This window comes from Ruegeria sp. BF7 (genome assembly GCF_056538605.1).
In genome coordinates, this window is record NZ_JBQFTM010000011.1 from 19,675 (window position 1) to 40,261 (window position 20,587).

At 57.9% G+C, this 20,587-nt stretch carries 18 protein-coding genes and 1 pseudogene; all 19 read right to left on the minus strand.

Going from position 1 to position 20,587, the window contains the following annotated elements; translation table 11 throughout:
* Window positions 1–618 (minus strand): hypothetical protein, encoded by a 618-nt coding sequence (locus ACR0IK_RS18060; RefSeq protein WP_480595092.1) that lies wholly within the window; start codon window positions 616–618, stop codon window positions 1–3.
* 59 nt (window positions 619–677) lie between these two features.
* Window positions 678–920, minus strand: a complete 243-nt coding sequence (locus ACR0IK_RS18065; RefSeq protein WP_480642586.1) for a hypothetical protein — start codon at window positions 918–920, stop codon at window positions 678–680.
* Window positions 910–2,556, minus strand: coding sequence for an eCIS core domain-containing protein (locus ACR0IK_RS18070; protein WP_480642588.1), 1,647 nt, complete (start codon window positions 2,554–2,556; stop codon window positions 910–912). The genes ACR0IK_RS18065 and ACR0IK_RS18070 overlap by 11 nt, the downstream gene beginning before the upstream one ends.
* Before the next feature lie 217 nt (window positions 2,557–2,773).
* Entirely contained in the window at window positions 2,774–4,882 is a 2,109-nt protein-coding gene (locus tag ACR0IK_RS18075) for an ATP-binding protein (protein ID WP_480642589.1), read from the minus strand.
* Window positions 4,879–6,180 carry a Pvc16 family protein gene (locus ACR0IK_RS18080; RefSeq protein WP_480642590.1) on the minus strand — a complete coding sequence of 434 codons (1,302 nt, stop codon included), beginning with the start codon at window positions 6,178–6,180 and terminating at the stop codon, window positions 4,879–4,881. Before ACR0IK_RS18080 ends, ACR0IK_RS18075 begins: the two co-directional genes overlap by 4 nt.
* Entirely contained in the window at window positions 6,177–7,229 is a 1,053-nt protein-coding gene (locus tag ACR0IK_RS18085; protein ID WP_480595067.1) for a hypothetical protein, read from the minus strand. The genes ACR0IK_RS18080 and ACR0IK_RS18085 overlap by 4 nt, the downstream gene beginning before the upstream one ends.
* The gene (locus ACR0IK_RS18090; protein WP_480642591.1) at window positions 7,226–7,948 is read right to left on the minus strand and encodes a T4 family baseplate hub assembly chaperone; all 723 of its coding nucleotides are present in this window, start codon (window positions 7,946–7,948) and stop codon (window positions 7,226–7,228) included. Before ACR0IK_RS18090 ends, ACR0IK_RS18085 begins: the two co-directional genes overlap by 4 nt.
* Before the next feature lie 6 nt (window positions 7,949–7,954).
* Window positions 7,955–8,482, minus strand: coding sequence for a phage tail protein (locus tag ACR0IK_RS18095; protein ID WP_480595058.1), 528 nt, complete (start codon window positions 8,480–8,482; stop codon window positions 7,955–7,957).
* Between the two features lie 26 nt (window positions 8,483–8,508).
* Window positions 8,509–10,107, minus strand: coding sequence for a phage tail sheath family protein (locus tag ACR0IK_RS18100; RefSeq protein ID WP_480642592.1), 1,599 nt, complete (start codon window positions 10,105–10,107; stop codon window positions 8,509–8,511).
* Window positions 10,108–10,508: 401 nt separating this feature from the next.
* Window positions 10,509–11,405, minus strand: coding sequence for an AfsR/SARP family transcriptional regulator (locus tag ACR0IK_RS18105; RefSeq protein WP_480642593.1), 897 nt, complete (start codon window positions 11,403–11,405; stop codon window positions 10,509–10,511).
* Window positions 11,406–12,737: 1,332 nt separating this feature from the next.
* Window positions 12,738–14,288 carry a polyamine aminopropyltransferase gene (locus ACR0IK_RS18110; protein WP_480642594.1) on the minus strand — a complete coding sequence of 517 codons (1,551 nt, stop codon included), beginning with the start codon at window positions 14,286–14,288 and terminating at the stop codon, window positions 12,738–12,740.
* A gap of 433 nt (window positions 14,289–14,721) precedes the next feature.
* The gene (locus tag ACR0IK_RS18115; RefSeq protein WP_480642595.1) at window positions 14,722–14,952 is read right to left on the minus strand and encodes a hypothetical protein; all 231 of its coding nucleotides are present in this window, start codon (window positions 14,950–14,952) and stop codon (window positions 14,722–14,724) included.
* An 18-nt stretch (window positions 14,953–14,970) separates the two neighbouring features.
* The gene (locus tag ACR0IK_RS18120; RefSeq protein ID WP_480642596.1) at window positions 14,971–16,323 is read right to left on the minus strand and encodes a rhomboid family intramembrane serine protease; all 1,353 of its coding nucleotides are present in this window, start codon (window positions 16,321–16,323) and stop codon (window positions 14,971–14,973) included.
* Window positions 16,283–16,672 (minus strand): adenosylmethionine decarboxylase, encoded by a 390-nt coding sequence (gene speD / locus ACR0IK_RS18125; protein WP_480595026.1) that lies wholly within the window; start codon window positions 16,670–16,672, stop codon window positions 16,283–16,285. The genes ACR0IK_RS18120 and speD overlap by 41 nt, the downstream gene beginning before the upstream one ends.
* A gap of 283 nt (window positions 16,673–16,955) precedes the next feature.
* Complete coding sequence (locus ACR0IK_RS18130; protein WP_480642598.1) at window positions 16,956–18,527, minus strand: GMC family oxidoreductase; 1,572 nt, start codon at window positions 18,525–18,527, stop codon at window positions 16,956–16,958.
* A 15-nt stretch (window positions 18,528–18,542) separates the two neighbouring features.
* Window positions 18,543–19,064: pseudogene (locus ACR0IK_RS18135) on the minus strand (Twin-arginine translocation pathway signal).
* A gap of 26 nt (window positions 19,065–19,090) precedes the next feature.
* Complete coding sequence (locus ACR0IK_RS18140; protein WP_480642600.1) at window positions 19,091–19,486, minus strand: VOC family protein; 396 nt, start codon at window positions 19,484–19,486, stop codon at window positions 19,091–19,093.
* A 104-nt stretch (window positions 19,487–19,590) separates the two neighbouring features.
* Window positions 19,591–19,884: a ribbon-helix-helix domain-containing protein gene (locus ACR0IK_RS18145; protein ID WP_480642602.1), complete on the minus strand. Its 294-nt coding sequence runs from the start codon at window positions 19,882–19,884 to the stop codon at window positions 19,591–19,593.
* Between the two features lie 235 nt (window positions 19,885–20,119).
* Entirely contained in the window at window positions 20,120–20,584 is a 465-nt protein-coding gene (queF, locus tag ACR0IK_RS18150; protein WP_480642604.1) for a preQ(1) synthase, read from the minus strand.
* Window positions 20,585–20,587 lie beyond the last annotated feature (3 nt).

Here is a 20,587-nt window from a genome sequence, read left to right on the forward strand (position 1 = left end):
TCACTCAAATAACTCATCCAGATTGTCGATGTTGGCGACGCTGCCGATTGTGGCGAACACCTCCTTGGCGATCTGATGAAGAAGAAATATCCAGTAACCCGGATGGGTCAGGGACAAGTCGTTGTAACTCAGGACCCGCAGGCCAAGGGTGGCCTTGGCCTCTATCGGGTTGAGGTTGCCATCGAATTTCTGCTCTTCAATCGAGAATTCCTTGATCTGCACCGGGAGAATCCGCTGCGGCCCCCAGACAAAGAGCGTCAGCGGGCCGGTGGGCGGAATGACCTCGATGGTTCCAGTAGCCAGAAGAACGGTATTGGTGATCACCAGCGCGCTCTTGGGGTAGACCAGCATCTCTAGCGCCGAGAGCTGGGGATAGAGCCCCAAGGCTTCGGTGATGCTGTCGCCGATATCAAGGTCGTCGGCGGCATCGAATTTCAGGTCGAACTTGATCACCTCTTCGGGCGGCCCTTTCAGACGCTCGGTCTCGAAGATCGAACCCTTCGTACCTGCGGTCTGCGGTGTCAGCGTCCGGGTTATTTTTTCCGGATTGAACTGGAACACCGTGATCGAAGCCACCGGGTTGAACGGGTCAAGACCTATGAGAGCGCCTTTACGCATTCGCTATGCTCCTTCCCCCGGATATGGGCGAGTGCCCGTCGGATGGCGCGCGGCGGGGGTCACTGTTCGAACCGCGCTGAAAGAACCTCGCCCGATGTTGCAGAAATCGTGTAGTGCAGCCCACCGCCCTGTGCTTGCGGATCCTGCGGTTCGAAATCGATCTGCCACTGGACGTCCTGCAGAACGATCTGGATGCGATATTGCGTCAGATTGGCAATGCTCTGGCTTGCATCGTCAATCGCGATCCGAAGCGCGGCATCTGCCAAGACATTCACGTCATCTGATCTGGGTTCATTGGTCATCGTGAGTTCCGTCCGCTTTAGCTTGGGGTGCAACGCCGCCTCCGGCGCCGGGCAGGCCCTGATTACCTGCAAGGTGCAGCCGTCGGTTCGGACCGCTGGAGAATATGTCGAAGGTTGTTGTCACCGTGTCGTTCGACCCGACGACGATGTCCGGGACACCGTGTGCCGCGTCCACCGTGGTGTCTCGGGCGCTTGGCCCTGCAGTCCACCTTGCCCCCAGGTTAGGGTGGGTATGGAACTTGGCCACGACGATGTTGTCGGCGATGATCGGTGGTGATGCGAGGTTGATGCCGGCAGTGACTCCGGCGGCCTGGCGACGCACGGACAGGCGATTTGTAATCAGGTTCAAATAGACCCATCCACCCTCTTCGTGCTGGTTGACCAGCGGTGGGTTCACGCCGACATCGGAATCTGTCCAAGCTGCCGCCAGGGCGGCAGCGACCGTGGCATTGGCGACAAGGCGATTGTGGGTCGGCGCACGTCGCCCGAGAAGTTCGACGCAACGGGCGAAATCGTTCCACGTGGACAGGTGCGACCGCATCCGGGTCAGGAAGGATGGTTCGGCCAGGATCACGTCCTGCTGCAACCTCGTTGCGGCAACTATGGTTGCACGCCAATCTGCATAGGTGGTGTTGCCGGCCGACATCAAGCCGTCCAGGTCGCTGCGAAGCTGTACGCCAGCGGCAAGGCCGCCCAGTCCGGTAAAGCCAAGAAAATCGGCCTCGCCGAGGATTTCGAGACTGAGCCGCCTGCGTGTGAACCCGTCGATCTTGCCCGTGGCAGTAAGGCCATAAAGGATCTGATAGTCGGCGACTGCCTGTACGAAATCGGCGTCTATATTCGCAGGAGACGCGGAAATTCCGAGTATATCGCGAAGAAGCCCGATTTCGGTCGCTTCGGTGATCGTCAATTGATTGAACGTGATCGCGTCGGCGATCTCGGCGGGGCTAAGGATCTTGCGGGTTCCACCAGGGGTGGTTGGCGGTACTGCCAGATCCCGCTGAACAAGCCCCGTGCGACTGTCCGATTGCTGTACGACATGTGTCAATTCATGGGCCATCAGGCTGCGGCCCGTGGCTGTTTCACTTGAAAATTGTCCGCGCCCGAAGACGATATGGTTGTCCACCGTATAGGCGCGCGCACCGATCTGATCGGCGGACGCCGCCGCGCGGTCGTCGGAATGCACGCGCACGCCGCTGAAATCCGCTCCAAAACGTGACTCATACAGGGCGCGATCTGCGGCACCAAGCGGTTGTCCGGGCGTCGCAACCACGCTTTGGACAGTTGCCAGCGCCTTGGTCGCTACGTGTTCCGGCCTTTCGTTTCCGCGCGCGCGCAGACGCACCGTCGCGTCGGCAGCAGGACTGCTTTTCCCGTCAGGTACTTGGTGCGTACCGGTTTTTGGCGATTGATTGAAGGTTCGGGCGACGCCGTCTGCCTCGCGCTCGAGCGGGCTGGAACCAGACGCGACCCGAAGCTTGGTCTGAAGTGTAGGTTGATGTGTCGGCACCGCGCTGATGTCCCAGCCGTGCCCCGAGAAGTGCGCGCGTCTTGGCAGCGGCTTGGATGGTGCCAGACGGGTACGGTGTGCTCCTCCGATCCCGGAAAAGACCGTTCGCAAAATGGGGGAAGCCACCTGTCGTCTCATCATCTCAGCCTCGTACTGGCGGCGGATGCAATTCGGGCCACTAGGTCGTCCACCGTCTGCGCCAGAGCTCCCGGATCGTGGATGAGACGCGGACTCGAGGATTGTATCCCGGCGATCAGTGCATCACCGAGCGCGGCGCGCAATGCCGGGTCGCTGAAATTCGCGTGGCAGTCCAAGACCAAATGATCAATCGTTATCTCGGCCCTCATGCCTGCACCTCCCTGATCTTCGGTGCTTCACGCCAGGTGAAGTCCGTGTCATTCACCGGTCGTTCGAGTTTCTCGTATTCGGCGCGTGCAGCAGTCAGGACCAGCGGCATTGTGACCGGTTCTTCAGTCTCAGCCGCCATGAAGGCGGCGTTCATCGCGACAGTCGCGATGTTGCCGCCCGAGAGATTCAGGCGAGCCAACCGGTCATAATCGAGGTCGCTGAGCGGCACGTTCGACGGCCAGGCGCGCCGCCAGATTTCGCGGCGCTGCAAGGGGCCGGGATAGGGGAAATTGACCACGAAACGCAGCCTGCGCAGAAACGCGGCATCCAGCGCCCGGCGCATGTTTGTCGACAGGATCGCCAAGCCGCTGAAACTCTCGATCCGCTGGAGCAGATAGCTGGTTTCGATATTTGCATAGCGATCATGGCTGTCACGCACTTCGGATCGTTTGCCAAACAGCGCGTCGGCTTCGTCGAAGAAGAGGATCGCACCGCCGCCTTCCGCCGCATCGAACAGTGTACGCAGGTTCTTCTCAGTCTCGCCGATGTACTTGGACACAACCGCAGACAGATCGATCCGATAGAGCCGCAGGTCGAGCGCATTGGCGATCACTTCGGCAGCCATCGTCTTGCCGGTACCGCTGTCACCTGCAAAAAGCGCACTTATGCCCAAGCCGCGGTTCGTGCGTTCCCGGAAACCCCAGTCGTCGTAAACCTTGGCCCGTCGCGCGACCTGTGCCGACAGCTGTCGCAGCAGAGACATTCCTGCGTCCGGCAATACAATATCATTCCAATGCGCGACCGGTCGGATGCGTTCGGCCAGGCGATCCAGGCCAGGGACCGTATCCTCGATGCAAGCCTTCCAAAGCGTATCGGATGCCCCGTTGCCCGCTTGCGCAGACCGGGCAATGCGCCGGATTGTGGGAGCATTGAGATCAAACTGGGCCGTGATCCGTGTGATCACTTCGGGGTCCGCATCCGGCATTGCGTCGGACCAAAGCGCGACTTGTTCCGTTGCGGTGGGACGCTCGACTTCGACCATCGGGCCGAGGTCACCTTGGCCTTCGCGAACCCCGATCGCCAGAACGCCCCCACTGCGCGAAATGAACTGTGCAATCGGTGGGTTTGACGCTGGGGACTCACCGCTATCGACATGGGTGTCCAGATAGAGCGAAATCGGCATCAGAAGGCTTTCGCGATGCCAGAGCCGGGCAAGCCGTTCCAGCTCATCGGGTTTGCGCGGCAGAAGCCCTGCGGGCATTCTGCAGGGTGTCAGCCCCTGCGCGCGCGCCGCGCGCTGCGCGACCATTTGCTGACTGGCGGGATCGGAACCAACAAGTTGAACCGAGGATGGGCGGCCTTCGCCATTCGGGCGCATCAGATTAACGGCCCTTGTCACAGCGACTTCCTGCGACGCTGGTAAGGCCCCGCGCGTTATATCATCAAACGGCAGCAGCAGGGGCGACAAACGATCGTCGAGATATGTCAGTCCCTTGAGGAAATTGGTTACTTTCTCGTCGGCGCGCAACGGGCTGATCGTCAATGGTCTGTTGTCGGATTGCGAGATTTCCAGCAACCGCCAATAGCGCAGTGGTCGGAGCGGAGACAGGACGTCCCATGCGGGATCGTCAAACAACGCTAAAGCCAAAGCAAAAGTCGGGTAATCGCGCGCCGCATCTCCTTGCGCTGCTGCACAAAGCCCGGCCATTCGGGTGTCGAGCTCGACAGCTGCGCATAACAGAAGGATTTCACGCTCGAACTCGGTCAGATCGAACCGATCACCCAACAGGTGCAGCGCAGGCTCGCCATTGATGTCCGCTTCGGCCTTGGCGCGGGTGCTCGCGGCGCGATCGATATCGCTTTGGCTTGGCGCTGGCGGAGGTTTTGGGGCGGTCTCGGAGCGGTCGCCGAAAATGGCAGTCCAACGGTTGCTGCCGCGTGGCGCTTCGGCGACCTTATGCTGTTTTGCCGCAAAGGCCGTCAGCATCAGCCGCAGATGAGCAATTGCGGCCGACAGATAAGCGTCGTTAGCCAAATGCCAGTCTTCGGTCGTCGGGGCGACGGCAGTTGGCTTTGTGGCGGTATTGTCGGTGGTGTTGCTCATGGCGCTATCGTCAATATCTGAGCGGCATCAAACGCGGGTGGTAGGGCCAACGATTCAACCGGTAGGCTGTCAATCCCGTCGACCCGCAGCCGGGCCACGTGGTCGCCCGGCGTCAGATTGTCGACAGTCACGGTTACGGAACTGGGTGCGTCCGGATCGGCCGGTGTCACGATGGACCCGGGAGAAGGGGTCAGCGCGCGGTCGCCCAGAAGAACCACAACACGCTGGTCCGATTGCAGTTGAGGCGTGCAGGTGATTGTCAGCGCGAAAGGTTGGGCAGCTTCAGGCTGACTGGCCGGCACCAGACTGCTGACTTGCGGGGCAAGCGCAAAAGTCAGGCGGTTGGTCGTCCACGAGGGCGCATCGGAATGCGTGACCTCAAACTCGAGCCGATAGAACCCTGCGGGCCAATCCCGCGATACTTCGGTTTCGGTAATTTGAGGCAGTGAAACCCGCACCGTGCTGTCTTCGCGTTCGGGCATCAGAGGCCGACTATGAGTAACGCCGTTGTCGCCGGTAAGCCGTGCCGTCATCGTGGCGCCGGAAAAATTGCTGCCCCTGACCACGATCACATCGCCCAGTTCTGCGGACGGTTTTGCCAATACTGGTGGTGTCGGCAAAGCGGGGTTCAGAAAGGCGTCGATCCGGCTTAGGCTGGGTGCACCACCCGAGACAACGGCCGGACCACGATCCGCATCGCCGCGACGCAGAACAGGGAGCGCGGCCGAAGGCTGAAGGGCGCTTTCGATCAGCAAAACGCCAACCTTGTACCCGGCAGATAGTCGAAATTCCGACTGGAACCCCGACCAAATTGTTGTCAACTCGTCAGGCGTATAGGTCAACGCGGTCACGCGGACACGCTCGATTTGCTCGTCCAGTTCGGCATCCTCCAGGGCGGATTCGATTTCGGCCCGTCCCAGCACCGGGTGATCGTGCAGGATACGCATGGCATTGCCGAGCAGAACCTGTGCGATCAGCTCATTGTCATTCTCGGCATAGATCGTGAGCAGATAGTACAGGTTTAGCGGCAGCACCGGCGGGAGCCTCTCGCCCGGACGACCCTGACGTGGCAGATCGGTATTGCGCCAGGCCGCGTTGTATTCCGTGTGGTAGAGAAAAAGATTGATGCGGTTGCGGGTGGCATCAGGCCGGACCTGATCGGGCGGTTGCGTTGTGATGTCGATTTGGTTGAGCGGTCGCGCATCTATCGGCAGTGCACTGTAGTCCGCTGTTGCAACAGGGTTGAGAAGATTGCGCAGAGTCAATGTTGTTGCAGCAATGGCAAGGGGCGTACTCATGATCCGCCTCCTGAACTGCGGGTTTCAAGATATTCATCGAGACTCATCAGCTTGGGCGCCGGGCGTTTTGGTCGGGTGTCGGTGGCTGGCTGTTCCGGTACTTCGGTCTTGACCTCAATACGCCCGATACTGATCCGGATCGTTGTTTCAGCGGCTTTTGGCTCGAGCGGCGCACGAAGATCCGGCACGGGCGCCAGCGGCGATGTCCGGTTTTCGACAACCCTGCGCGGGCGAAGCGGTGCAATGTCTCGTGCATCGCCTTCTGGCTCAGGGATCGGCTGAGTTGACTTTGGCACAGGTTCAATAGGTTCTTCGGACAGATCGCTTTTCGAATTCCGGTCGGGGTAAACGTTGTGTTTCGACCGGGCTTCGAGTTCGTCCGTGTTTCGCGTCTCACGCCTCGGGGTAAGAACCATCTGCCTGACGATCCGTTCGAGCGGTGCATCCACGCGTCGAACCGGCTTCGAAGGTTTCATCGGCGCAGGCTCGGTTGCGATTTGCGGCGCAGCGCGATCATGTTCAGGAGGCTTTGGCGGCTCCGGTGCTGCAGGTTTGAGTTTCGATGTAACTTCGGTGTTTTCGGCCGCTGTGCTTTGCGTTGCCTCAGGTGTTGTTGCGACGGTGGGCAGGGGGGCTTCCGTGGCCTTGGGTTGCAGGATGGGTTTTTCTGTGTCCGGGCGCGGTTCTGGAAGCTGCGCTATCGGCGTTTCAGGGGCAACTATCTGCGGCTCGGCAGATGGATCCGGTGCGACCGTCGGCGATATCGGGGTTTCCTCCGGGAGGTCTGAGCGATCGGCGATATTGGCATATGTCGGCTCTGGCTGGGCGGGCCGTTCGGGTGCGACCGGGGTTGGAGAGACAACCAGATTCTCGGTCCGAACCGGGGTGGCTATGTCCTCGTGCTGATCCAAAGGTTCCGGCGGAACACCGGCGCCTTCGGCCTCAAAGGCCGCCGCCGGGCGTGGACGAACGCTGCCACCTTCTGCTGCGGGTGTTTCGGATGGCGGACCCAGATTGCGAGCCGCAAGGGAGGCGAGGAAATCACTCATGATCTTGCCAGCGCCAGATATTGCTTTCGTCGCCAGGGGCTGAGATCGAGGATATCGCTCTCAAACCAGCCATAGGCCCGGGCTAGTACGTGAACTTCGCACAGAAAACGGCGTACCCATGCCCCTATTTCTTCCCAGAAAAACGCGAGGATGTCGAACTGCGCCGACCATTGGTGCGCACAGTGGGGGCAAATCATCCCGGCTTTCATGTCTGCGCGGGGGTCTGCCCCGCCGATTGCCTCGATCAGTGCAACCCGCTGCCCGTGATCAAGCGCGTCAATCGAAGCGCGGGCACCGTCAATCGTCACGTCGCGAACGCAAGCCGCCAGCAGCGCCTTGCTCGGATCGACGCCCGGTATCAGAGATTCAAGGTCATGAGTATCTGGTAGTTTAAACTTGACCGCCAAAGCACCGTCCTCAAACGTCCAGGGGCCGCTGGTTTCGGGGGGCGGTAATGCCACGTCATCAACCGTGAAGCTCAGTTCCAGCTGTTCACCGCATCCGGGGCAGTCTGCAAGGCTGTTCAGCGCGTTGCCAAATACCGCCTGCCGAAGCCGCAGAAGCCGGGCGTCGCGTTCACCAATGGGCAGCCGGGTTAAATCCTGTCGGGTCAGGTCTGGTTCGGCGGCTTCGAGTAACAGCATAGCGCGCGCGTAAGGGGCGGCGGTTTGTCCATCCTCCCAAATCTGCAAAATCTTACGGGGCGTCAGCGGCAACATTGCGCATTAGTCCTCAGGGTCTGTGAAGCTTTCTTCTGTCGGCTCTGTTACGGCCTGATCACGTTCCCACCCTTCGTTTTCCAGTTTCAGGGTCTGGATCGCGACTGCGTTGGCCGTTGCATCAAGCTCGGGTAGGGACTGATATTCCGAAGGCCAGCAGCGCAACACGTTGTAGCTGATCGCAAGCTGCCCGGCTTCGTTGTAGAGCTCGATGATGATGTCCTTGCGAAAATCTCTGAGGGACACTTCGGCGCCCAGCCCCGAGCCCAGGTTCCAGACTTTGTTCGCCCATTTCTCGAACTCGGTATCGTGGGTCACCCCACGTTCCAGAGTGATGGCCTCGAACTTAGTCTGGCCCGGTGATTTTCGCACGGTAGACGGATCACCGCCTTCACGGTGTTCGACGACCTCGGTGGTTCTGCCAAGCGCGCTGATCTTGCTGACGCCTGCAACATATCGACCGTCCCATTTCACGCGGAACTTGAAATTCTTGTAGGGGTCGAAACGTTCGGTATTGACGGAAAACTGTGCCATTGCCCTGCAATTTCCTTTCTGCCGGATCAGGTTTCGATATCGCCGGCCATTTGCTGGATCTTAAGGACGACGAATTCAGCCGGACGCAGAGGCGCAAAGCCCACGACGATGTTTACAATGCCGAGATTGATGTCGTTTTGCGTGGTGGTCTCGCTGTCGACCTTGACGAAATATGCGTCGCGGGGTGAACTGCCCTGGAAAGCGCCCTGCCGAAACAGGTTACGCATGAAGGCGCCGACGTTCAGACGTATCTGAGCCCAAAGCGGTTCGTCGTTGGGTTCAAAGACGACCCATTGTGTGCCACGGTAAAGGCTCTCTTCGATGAACAGTGCAAGTCGCCGTATCGGAACATATTTGTATTCGTCGCCCAGTTGATCGGCGCCGCGCAACGTGCGGGCGCCCCAGACTACCCGCCCGGTAATCGGGAATGCACGGAGCGAGTTGATACCCAGCGGATTGATCTGCCCGTTTTCGTCGTCGGTGAGCTTGACCGAGAGACGCTGGACCCCGCGCGTTGCTGCGTCGACACCGGCGGGGGCTTTCCACACACCACGAGAGACATCGGTGCGCGACCAGACCCCTGCGATGATACCGCAGGCGGCAAAGGTGTCCTGCTGACCCTGTCTTAACGGATCGGACATGACTACACGGGGAAAATAAAGCGCTGCATTGCGGGCCCGAACCCCGGTGAGATTCAGCGCCGCCAGCCCGCCAGATGCCGCCGACGCGTTGGTCCAGGCCGCAGGGGAATCGACGATCATCATGGCGCGCCGCTCGACGCAGTAATTCAATGCCTCATCGTAGACAGGCTGCGGTGTATCCCCGCCACGCGTATCGGGCGGTATGCAGAGGATATTGAACAGGTCCGCGTCTTCCAAAGCGTAGAGCCGGGTTTTCCCGGCCCGGCTTCCGGTGAAATCGGTTGTCGATGTCAGAAACGCGCTGTCCTCGCCATCTGTCGAAACCGGGCTGGATAATGAGTCGTCTGTCCAGACGGTAGCGGGGTCCACGATGGGGTCATCCGCCGTCGGGATTGCTCCGGCAAGCGGGCTGGGTGCCCGGATGAGCGCCGATTGTGCGGCAAGAACACGGTCGACGCGACGCTGGCTCTCGGCAACCGTCAGGTTCACAAAAACCTCCTGCGCACCCGTGACCGTGTCGCGCACCGTCAGATTGAACAGATCAGCGCTGGTCAGGCCTTCGGCATCCACCCATGGCAGCGGGTGCGGGGAGGCCTGTGTCGGCACGTCGTGGTCGATCCGCACCCGCAGATTGTTCGCCCAGGCGCCGGGGCTTGCAGCTGCAAGTGTTAATCCATTGGCGTCGATCTGAGCAGTATCGGAGCCACCCCCGGCAGCGGTAGTGTAGGCCCGGACTATGATGGCTTGACCGCCGCCATTGGCAAAGAAATCGCGCACGGCGTAACTCATCGGGTAAGCGATGCCCAAGCCGCCGAAATTGCGCTCAAAGTCGCCGAAATTGTTAATGATAAATGGCGTATCGATGGGCCCTTTCGACGCTCGCCCAAGAAAGGCGGTTATCGACGTGGCCACTCCTGCAATTGTGCGGACACCGCTGGGAATTTCCTCGATATAGACGCCGGGATACGTCAGGACTGCGGGCATGGCTGAGCTTCCTTACGATTGGGGAAATCAAGTTTGATGGGAGTTTTGACATTGCGGTTTGACAGGGGAGGCATACCGCGCGAAGCCGATCGAAAGCGGGCCGATAAACGGCCACGATCAATCTCGTCGTTGGGGGGTCGGATCTGTCGCATGACGTCGAACGCTCCGCTTCCGGATGAAATTCCACCCATGATAGCGCGACGCTATAACGACCGGATTATTCGATAATCCAACGTGGGCCACGTTGCTGTTTGCCAGCTCTTGCCTGACTCTCACACAGCCATCACACAACTCTCAAACGCTGAGTTTTGGTCTATGTGATCTCCGCCAGCGAAAACGCTGCTTCACAAGCTTCTGATAACGGATGGATAGGAAGCGTTCGGTTCGATAACCCTATCGGTTCAAAGCTCACCGAGATCGGGTTCAAGAATGGTGCCGAGAACTGCGTTGCGCTGCGCGCCTACTTCTCGCAGCCGCTGATTGATGCTGGACGCGGCGGTAGTCGAGCGTGCGTCCCTGCAGAAGTCTGGTCCAGTCGATCTGTCTTTGCCGAGGATGTAGCGATAGAGCATGGTCGTTTCTGCCATCGGGTCCACGTCTATTTCTTCGCGCAGTCTGCGCCTGAGTGTCAGGTATTGCTCAATCGCCTTGCCGCGCTGACCGTTCATCACATAAAGCCACATGACGGCGCGTTGCGTAGTTTCTTTCAGAGCGTCGCTTTCCAAAATGATCGATCCACAAGCCAGTGCCTCGTCCAGACGCCCCGATAATGCGTTGTCCCGCATGAGAATGGTCATGCCCCGTTCAAAGAGACAGCGGTACCGCTCCCGTTCCCGCATGACCCAGTCACTTGCCGCACCTTCCATAAACCCGTCGCAATACTGGGTTAGCGCGCACTGCAACTCGTTTCGCATCTCACGCACAAGCGGTCCTTTAGCAGCCGCAATCGTGCAGATTTCGACCTGTCGTGCAAGGTTTGCACAATCCAGAGCTACCTCAGACCCCATGTTCATAACCACCGCTGCTTCGCTGGCCCGAACGATGGAGACCTGATCGTCTATGTTGGAAGATTTCAGCGAACTGTTGATCCGCCACAACGCAGTATTGAGTGATGCTCGGGACCGTGAGCGCGTTTTCTCCGGCCAGAAGATTTCGGCGATACGCTCCCGGCGCTGGGACGCATCCGAATGGACCGCCAGATAGCTGAACAACTCGCGCGTAATTGGGCCTAAATTCTTACAGACCAAGCGCGGCCCGTCATAAATTGATAAACCGCCAAATGTACGGATATGAATCATTTTGGTAGTCCCGACGTCCAGAAATTGACTAGTCGAGCCGATGACCCGTTATTGCTAGAATCCACAGGCGGCAATTCTACCACAAAGTCTCTTCCTTGTAATGCCCTTGGGTTGAATTCACGGCCCGGGTCACACCCAAATTCTGCGCATCTTTGAAATTCTGCGAAATGTTCGTGACTTGGCGGTGTTGCGCTTTTTTACGGGGTCGCAGGCGGTGCGAGATAGCCAGAGAGATCGGCGAAAATTCGCCGGGGGTGGTGTTGAAAAGCATCCCGGGCCGCAGTTTGGGGCGTGACTAACCCTTGCGGACAATCCTGATGATGCTTTCGTCGTTAAAGTCCAGGCGCTCATTCAACACCTGTTCATCCATTATGTCGCGTTGGAAAAAGTAGGATCCGGTAACCCGGTGAGTCAGGTAGTAGTCGTTCGATTGCAGCGATGGTGATATTCAACCGGGTCCGTCAATATCCGAGGGACACCCGAACGCCTTTCATCCCGTGTGCTGATAGAAAAGGGAGGCATCATGTCATTCATCATGAAATACACCGAACAGAAGGTGATAACCCTTCGTAACCTGCTACTTGCATCTGCCTATGGGGTAGGGTGTGTTGCGGTCTTGACCCTGCTGGGAGGCATGGCGCGTGGCGCATGGGCTATTGATCTCGTCAGGGATTGATGGATTGTAGTCTCAGTTCAAGGCGCGACCTGACTTCGCCTGGGTGGAACTGGCGCTTCGAATAACCGGTTTTTGTCGGAGACACAATCCGCACTGAACTACACGTGATTGGAAAGCGCAAAACCTCATCCCGTCGGAGCAGGATCGCAGCTTCCAGATTCTTTGCTTTCGACCTGGAGGGGCAAAGGGTGTAAAGCAGAATGATTGAGTTGATCTTCGACCTGTGATCGAAACCGAACCAAACTGAGATCAAGGGAAATACCCGTAGCGGGCCGTTGACAAAGCCGGAAAGACGCTTGGTTTCATGCTGTCCAAGCGTCGGAACAAGGCTGCGGCGTCTAAATTGGCAGGGATCGAACTGGTCAACAGAATCCGCAAAGGTCAACTCACCCCCAGGCTCTGTCCATTTCAGCAGTTTAATAAGTTAGCCGGTTAATCAACTTTGGCGGAAACACTGCCGTCCAGTTTAACTCTTGGGACAAAACCCATCCTGTGTGCCGAAGCCGGGTTGCGGGCAATTGGCCAGATGGGTGATGTATAGGGCGCATCGCAAGCAATCAGCGCCGAATACGCTGATCGCGGAAACTGGGCAATACTCTGTTCTACGTTGTTAACCGTAGAATACGGTGCCCGAAGTACTCAATTGCCAGTGTACCTCAATAGCCGGATACATCGCGCGAATATTCGTGGTAGATGCCGGGGTCAAAAATCGAGTTGACGGCAAGTTCACGCTTGGGCCGAAGATCATCGGAAAACACCTGGGCGGCCGCGAATACTTTAGGAGTAATGAACTTAAGGGTATCGGGCAGGTCACCCAGCGTTGATGCTGGATCATTGGTAGCAAGATTGTATCCCCAGATTCCGAAAGAGGGGATCGACATCTGATAGTTCACGACCTTCGGAAAAATCTCGGACAAGGTTTCTGAAACGGTCCAGTAGGTATGGGGCGAAAAGAAGGGCGAGCTGCTTTGCGTGACCAGCACACCGTCCGCTGTCAGAATGCTCTGAACCATGGCATAAAACTCGACCGAGTAGAGTTTCGACAGAGCCTCGTTATGGGGATCGGGGAAATCGATGATGATCCGATCATAGGTCTGATCCGTGGATTTGACATAGTTGAACGCGTCGGTGTTGTGGATGTTCAGTGACGACGCATCCATGCTGTTTTCGTTCAGACGGGCGATGGGGGCCAGATTACGCCCCAGATCGGTCATCGCGGGATCAAGGTCGACCAGATCGATGCGCGTCACGCTTGGGTATTTCAGGATCTCGCGCACTGCGAGCCCGTCACCCCCGCCCAGCAACAAGACGGATTTGGGGTTTTTTTCGCCCCAGGACAGGACGGGATGAACCAGCGCTTCGTGATACCGATACTCATCCGCTTCGGCGAATTGCAGATGGCCGTCGATAAAAAGGCGAACGTCGTTCTTTTGCCAGGTGTTGGTGACAACAAGTGACTGGTATTGCGACTGTTTGCGCCAGACGATGCGGTCAAAATACAGGTGGTCTTGCGCAAATGCGGTGATACGTCCGGCCAGCAAGGTCAGAGCAAACAACAGAACAATGGTGCCGATCGCGCAGGCCAGCATCCGTTTGGGTGCGTCCAACTGGTCGCGCAGGCACAGCACGCTAAGCAGCGCGACCATGGCGTTGGTCAGGCCGATGGCGAACGAGGATGAGATCAGCCCAAGGGACGGCAGCAGCAGAATGGGGAACAGAACCGACCCGCCAAGCGCACCGATATAGTCCAGCGATAGCACATCGGCGATGGACTCCCGCGCAGTGCTGCTCTCCGACAAAACCCGCATCAGCAGGGGAATCTCCAGCCCGACCAGAAATCCGATGGCCGAGATAAAGGTGAACATGCCGACCGTGTAGAACCAAGGTGCATATGGAAAGAGCATGAACAGCGACACGCTGCACAGACCACCGATCAGCGCCAGGATCAGCTCAACCCAGATGAATGTCTGGATCAGGTTGCCGTGGAAAAAGCGGGACACGTAAGACCCGACGCCCATGGCGAACATGAAAAACCCGATAGTCAGCGAGAATTGATAGACCGAATTGCCCAGCAGGTAGCTGGACACCGTCCCGATGATCAGTTCGTAGACAATGCCACACAGGGCAACAACCAGGATTGCGCCAAGCAGAACCATTGCCTGCCGGCGGGGCAGATCCGTGTAGCGTGGTGTCATAGTGTCGGTCATAAAAAAATCCGAGAAACTGGAAAGCCCGGCGTGATCGATGCGCCGGGCCTTGATGGGTGTTGTGTTGGCGCAGTTCTTACTTACCTGCGCGCAGACCGCCGGAGCGGGCGCTGCGCGGGGCCGAGTAGCTGGTGCGCGGGGTAACGGTGCGGTTGTTGAAACTGGAGGCGCTGATGCCGGCCGAACGCTGACGGCTGATCAGGTTGCCGATCAGCGCGCCCGCCAGGAACCCTGCGCCCGAATACCGCAGGCCAGCGGATTGACCGGTCGTGTCGGTAGCGATCAGGCGGTTATTCGCCTCGTCGATCTCGATGGTGAAAACCTCACCTTCACCCGTATCACGGATGCCGTTGGCATTTGGATCGGCGTAGCCCGAGAACTTGGCGTCGGACAGAATTTCCAGACCCAGCGGTTTGTCGTAAAACCGCGGCTCCTAGTTCATCACCTGCGTCAGATAGCCGGTGAATTCATCTACCTGCTCGTCAGAGGCTTCGGCGATGCTGTTGGCGTCCAAATACTCTTGGTATTGGATGATGGTGAATTCGGTGCGGTCCAGAACCTGCCCGAGATCAGCAGTCTGTTCCGATTTCGGTGCCAGGAAATACGAATAGGCCGCAAAGCCCAGAACGCCAATTATGACGATCGTTTTCAGTTTACCAAACATTGAATACTCCTATGAACTTCAGTCTGTCTTTTTGGTTGTTTCAAGATCGCGGCTCCACCAGACCTGATGCAGGTCTTTGCCGTAGAACTCTTTGAGCTCACCGCATTTTGTCAGGCCCTGCGCCTGCAGATCCGCCGCGTTGACGTCGGACAGGTCAGATGGAACGGCCAGAACGGCCATGCGGTATTTCTGACTGCGTGCCAGCGAAAGCTGTTGATCCAGCCCGCTCAGCCCGGCGTTGGTTTCGCGCCAACGCAGGCCCGCCACGTCGTCAGTTTCGGGTGCCTTGTGAATCTCAAAGATCGATAAGCCGGTATTCGCAGAGGGATCCGCGCGTAGTGCCTCGGGAGCTTCGGGATTATCCAGCCCGTAGATGATCTTGACTTCGTTCGGGCCATGATATCCGGGCACGGTCAATTCGATGGAGGCGCCGAACTCTTCATAGAGTTTATGTGCAGCGGCATAGAGTTTTTTGCCAAACTCTTCATAGTCGCTGGTTTCGATGAATATCTTGCGTACCTGCAGTTGCGCCAGCTTTCCCAGCAGATCGTTCAGCATCAGGGCACCCAACCCCTTTCCGGTGTGGGCCTGATCCAGATAGGTCCAGGACAGCCATGCGACGTCTGGCACGTCTTCGTCCAGGCTGTAGCCGATCAGCCCAACCACGTTGCCCTTTTCCTGAAGGACGAACATGTTGTCCGTCCCGCGGTCCACGAACGTGCTTTCAGCCTCGGCCGCGTCATCCTCATCGGTCTGAGCGATGATCTGGATGGCGGACGACACGTGTCGCCACTCCATGGGTTTGAGCTTGGGCCCACTCGAGCCGAAAAGGGCGTTAAACATGGCCAATCCTCCGCCGATCAAGGCGCTTGTGATATGGGTGAAAACAGCGATCTGAGAATGCAGGAACAGCCACTCGGCCCCGAGAACGATACAGATCAGGGCCAGCGTCCAGCCGCGCCGTTCCGGTCGGCTGACGACAATCAAGCCATAGGAAACCAGACCGTATGCAACACCGGACAGGCCGATAAACCCCGGCCCGACCAACAGCATCTCTACCGTTGTTCCGGCGAGGGCGAACAGGGCGACCAGACCCAGTGTTCGAATCCTGCCCAGGATGGGTTCGGTAAAGCTCCCGCCGACAAGGATGAGAAGACAATTGAGCGTCAGGTGACTCAGATCGCCGTGTCGAAACATGAACAGCAGATGATCGGAAAAACTCACGATAGGCCCGGAATACCGGACCGGACCCAGCAACGCATAACCCGCAATCGCGCTTAGTATGAGGCCTATGGTAACCGGGAAACTGCGCAGCTCTTCCGTTCGCCTTTCAGTGGCCCACCGCCACAAGCCGATGAGTCGCGTGGCCAATCAGGCCTCGACGAATGGACTGCACATTCACGCGTTGCGGTCGGAAATAGGATTTCAGAACGTCCAGGCTGAGTTGCGGTTTTGCGTCGCCACACATGAAAATATCGATGGCGGCATATCCATGTTCGGGCCAGGTGTGGACCGAGATATGCGACTCGGCCAGCAACGCGACCCCGGTGAACCCTGCCCGTCGCCCGAAATCATGGGTATTCACCCCTAGAACATGCGCTTTGGCGGCAATCGCCGCGCGTGTCAGAGCGTCTTCGGCGGGAACGGGATCGTAAAGTGCGCTTGAGTCGAAGAAATCTGCTATAAGGTGTGTACCCAGCGAAGACGACGTGCCGTCCATAAAAACCAATATCCCAAAACTCAAACTATTGGGTCATGTCTAATATACTGTTCCGTATCGTCAATATCAGTTCGTGTTGATCTGAGGCCAAGTATCATCTTGTGACAAAAAGACACAACTAAAAGGAGATGTGTGACTCAGTCAGTTGCTGGTTTTGACCCGGTCTCTCGGTGTTTCCTGCATCCGTTTGGAGTTGATTTGCGGCGGATAAACTTGGCTATGACAGATCCCGTATGGCCCATCTACTGCACGACAGGTCATACAGGTTTCACATGCCTCAACCCTAAAGGTCGCCTGCATTCAATGCATTGGCCAAATGGTCGGCCTGGCGGATTTCCAGTGCCACAATGGTCAATGTCGGATTTTCCGCCGCGCCGGTTGCGAACTGCGAACCGTCCGAGATGAACAGGTTCGGGATGTCATGGGTTTGGCCCCACTTGTTGACGACACCATCGCGTGGGTTATCGGACATACGGTTGGTGCCCAGGTTGTGGGTAGACGGATATGGCGGCGTGGGGAATGTCCGGGTCGCACCCGCGGCCTCGTAAACGGCCTGACCTTGTTTGTAGGCGTGGTTGCGCATGGCGATGTCATTTTGGTGATCGTCAAAATGCACATTCGCGACCGGCAACCCGTATTGATCCTTCACCTCCATGTTCAGCGTCCCACGGTTTGTCTCCTGTGGCATGTCTTCGCCGACAATCCACATACCGGCCATGTTTTCATACCCGTCCAGTGCGGTGGTGAATTCACGCCCCCACGCACCGGGATCAAGGAACGCTGCCATGAACGGAAGGCCGAGTGACAGGGTTTCAAGTTCGTAACCTCCGACAAACCCGCGGCTCGGGTCGTGTCGCGATTCATCCTGAATGATGCCAGCCATGGTTGTACCGCGCCACATCCGTACGGGCTTGTCGAAAACTGCGTAGACGGATCCAGTCATTTGCCGCATATAGTTGCGCCCGACCTGACCAGAGCTGTTGGCCAATCCGTCCGGAAACATGGACGACGCGGAATTCAGCAGCAATCGAGGGCTTTCGAATGAATTGCCCGCCACGCAGACAACCCGCGCCATTTGCATCTGAAGGTTCCCGTCGGCGTCAAAATACTCGACGCCGGTAACTTTTCCGGTTTCGTCATGCAGAATGTGGGCAACATGCGCCTTCTCTCGGACTTCCAGATTGCCCGTGGCTTCGCCCTCAGGGATGTCGGTATAGGCCGCCGACCATTTGGCACCCCACTTGCACCCCTGAAAGCAGAAACCTGTCTGCTGGCACATCTGACGATCGCGGTTTTCGTCTGAGTTTATTGCCATGCGACCCGTGTGAACCTGCTCGTAACCCAGTGCCTTGGCGCCCGCCTCGAACACTTTGTAGTTGTTGTTGCCGGGCAGCCCAGGGCGATCGCCGGTCCTTGTCACGCCCAGCTTGTCCTCGGCCTTGATGTACCAGGGCTCCATTTCCGCAGCATCAATGGGCCAGTCCAGTAGGCTTGCACCCTGAACGTCGCCATAGGTGGTTGCCGCCTTCCATTCGTGATCCTGGAACCGCAGCGATGCGCCCGCCCAGTGGGTCGTCGTGCCGTCAACAGCTTTTACGATCCAGGCTGGCAAGCCCGAGAAGTCCTTGGCCTCCCGCCAGTCCCCGGACGTGGTGCGGGCATCCAGCCACGCGAGCTGACCATAGCTTTCCCATTCGTCGTTGATGTAGTCATCCGGCAGGTATCGGCCGCCTGCTTCCAAAGCTACGACACTAATCCCTTTCTGCGCCAGTTCGTTTGCCAGAACGCCGCCACCGGAGCCGGTTCCAATTACGACAACAACGCTTTCGTCGGTTCGGTCAAAAGGTGCCGTCATGGTGCCTACTTCCGCTTATAGCCAGTTTATGTCGTCGAAGCCGCGGTTGATGTATCCGCCGAATTCGAATGAAGAGCCCTCGTAACTAATGATCGGTCAGACCGCTTTCTGGTTATAAAGCCCGGTAACAAGCCCGCCCCGGATTTGCTGAAAGAACGGGCCGTTCTCGATCCCTCGCAGAATGTCGACCCGATCGCGTTCCCAGCCGACATCCAGATAGCTGGCATATCCCTTTCCCTGAGCCGCCGCATCCAGCGCGGCAATACCGGCCTCGATGCCTTCGGCTGCTTCGGTCGTGTCATAGCCTTTGACCGCAATGACATAAAACTCGTCGCCGACCTTGTCGTGCGGATAGATGTCCCGGGCCATCTGGACGAGGGTTGCAAAGGTCTCCGGCTTCAAGACTTGGGTCTGGGTCGCCCAGGCCGCGGTACTTGAGGCAAGAAAGCCTGCGCCGACAACAAAGGATGCCCCCGTCGCCGTTGCGCGGGACAACAGCTGACGCCGTGTGAGTCTCTTCAGGTCCAAGTTGTTCATTTTTGTTTCTCCTCCCATTTTTCTTGTCACTTGAAACGCCCGCTCCGTTCGAGAACCTCGATCTGGTATCCGTCCGGATCTGCGACGAAGAAGAAGCGCGCGATAAGTTCACCTGCCGGGGCGAATTCAACGATCTTGCGGGGTTGCAGGCCTTCGGCCTCGAACCGAGTGTGTTCGGAAACCAGATCATCAACGGACACGGCCAGATGGCCATAGCCGTCGCCAATGTCATAAGGTTCCCTCCGATCCTTGTTGATCGTCAGTTCAAGTTCGAAATCGCTTTCGTCATTGTTGAGATACACGATGGTGAAGTCTGGAAAACCAAACCGGTCGGCAACTTGCATGCCGAAGCCGTTCCTGTAAAACCCGATGGATCGCGCTTCATCCAGAACGCAGATCATGGAATGAATGTTCTTGGCCAAGCCGTTTCTCCCGTCACGTGTTTTTTGACAGGTTACAGGGGCGATGGCCGGGTTGGGGTAGTATTGACCTACTACCTGTCGATCATGACCTTTGTCAGCAGGCGCTACTCGGCAGCGATGTCTGCGGCGTTGTCCGCGCTCTGCATTTCTAGAAACTTGAGACGGGCACAGCGCAGAAGCGAGGTAAAGTTCTCGGGCTCGCCCTGTAGCTCCAGAACCTCGGAATGCAGTTTGGAAATGAAAATCGGCGTGGTCGTCCCTTCGCCTTTCGAGATGTCACCAATGACTGTCCAAAAGGCGTTCTCCAGCCGGATGCTGGTGCTTTGACCGTTCAACCTTAAACTGCGGGTCGCACTTGCGTACCGTTCCGGGTCCTGCCCGGCAAAAATCTGGCACATGTTCTCCGCCCCTTTCCGCAAAGCCGGGTGGCTTTGTCGTTTCGCGGCATTATCTCGATACTGCGCGACGCCATGCCGTGCATTCAAACAACACTTGGCTCAAAGTCAAATCAAAGTCCGGAGAAGGGGCGTCAGATGGTCGGACAGCGGCAAATCCTGCGGGAAATGAGGTCGCAGCAGAGCCGCGCGGTGATACACCTTTGGCGCGGTTCCGCTCTGTAGTTATTGTGATTGTCTAGCCGCGACCTCGATAGGGTGGTACGTCCTGATCGGGAATCCAGACGTGATCGGGTGTGGTTCCGGTTTGCCAGAACACGTCGATGGGAATGCCGCCGCGCGGATACCAGTACCCGCCGATCCGCAGCCACCGCGGTTTCAGGAATTCGACCAGACGGCGAGCTATGGACACGGTGCAATCCTCGTGAAACGCGCCGTGGTTGCGAAACGATCCCAGAAACAGTTTCAGGGATTTCGATTCAACCAGCCAATCGTCCGGCACATAGTCGATCACCAGATGGGCAAAATCCGGCTGCCCGGTCATCGGGCAGAGCGAGGTGAACTCGGGCGCGGTGAAGCGCACGCAATAGTCGATATCGGCCTGAGGGTTCTGCACTCGCTCAAGCTTTGCCAGCTCGGGCGATGCGGGCAGTTCGGTTTTCCCGCCCAACTGGGTCAGGTCGCTGTAAATGGTTTCCATCATGTG

Bases quoted from the DNA above. Each gene is read 5' to 3' on its own strand.
- ACR0IK_RS18060 (WP_480595092.1), bottom strand. From the start codon at position 618: ATGCGTAAAGGCGCTCTCATAGGTCTTGACCCGTTCAACCCGGTGGCT.
- ACR0IK_RS18065 (WP_480642586.1), bottom strand. From the start codon at position 920: ATGACCAATGAACCCAGATCAGATGACGTGAATGTCTTGGCAGATGCC.
- ACR0IK_RS18075 (WP_480642589.1), bottom strand. From the start codon at position 4,882: ATGAGCAACACCACCGACAATACCGCCACAAAGCCAACTGCCGTCGCC.
- ACR0IK_RS18080 (WP_480642590.1), bottom strand. From the start codon at position 6,180: ATGAGTACGCCCCTTGCCATTGCTGCAACAACATTGACTCTGCGCAAT.
- ACR0IK_RS18085 (WP_480595067.1), bottom strand. From the start codon at position 7,229: ATGAGTGATTTCCTCGCCTCCCTTGCGGCTCGCAATCTGGGTCCGCCA.
- ACR0IK_RS18090 (WP_480642591.1), bottom strand. From the start codon at position 7,948: ATGTTGCCGCTGACGCCCCGTAAGATTTTGCAGATTTGGGAGGATGGA.
- ACR0IK_RS18095 (WP_480595058.1), bottom strand. From the start codon at position 8,482: ATGGCACAGTTTTCCGTCAATACCGAACGTTTCGACCCCTACAAGAAT.
- ACR0IK_RS18100 (WP_480642592.1), bottom strand. From the start codon at position 10,107: ATGCCCGCAGTCCTGACGTATCCCGGCGTCTATATCGAGGAAATTCCC.
- ACR0IK_RS18105 (WP_480642593.1), bottom strand. From the start codon at position 11,405: ATGATTCATATCCGTACATTTGGCGGTTTATCAATTTATGACGGGCCG.
- ACR0IK_RS18110 (WP_480642594.1), bottom strand. From the start codon at position 14,288: ATGACCGACACTATGACACCACGCTACACGGATCTGCCCCGCCGGCAG.
- ACR0IK_RS18115 (WP_480642595.1), bottom strand. From the start codon at position 14,952: ATGTTTGGTAAACTGAAAACGATCGTCATAATTGGCGTTCTGGGCTTT.
- speD (WP_480595026.1), bottom strand. From the start codon at position 16,672: ATGGACGGCACGTCGTCTTCGCTGGGTACACACCTTATAGCAGATTTC.
- ACR0IK_RS18130 (WP_480642598.1), bottom strand. From the start codon at position 18,527: ATGACGGCACCTTTTGACCGAACCGACGAAAGCGTTGTTGTCGTAATT.
- ACR0IK_RS18145 (WP_480642602.1), bottom strand. From the start codon at position 19,884: ATGTGCCAGATTTTTGCCGGGCAGGACCCGGAACGGTACGCAAGTGCG.
- queF (WP_480642604.1), bottom strand. From the start codon at position 20,584: ATGATGGAAACCATTTACAGCGACCTGACCCAGTTGGGCGGGAAAACC.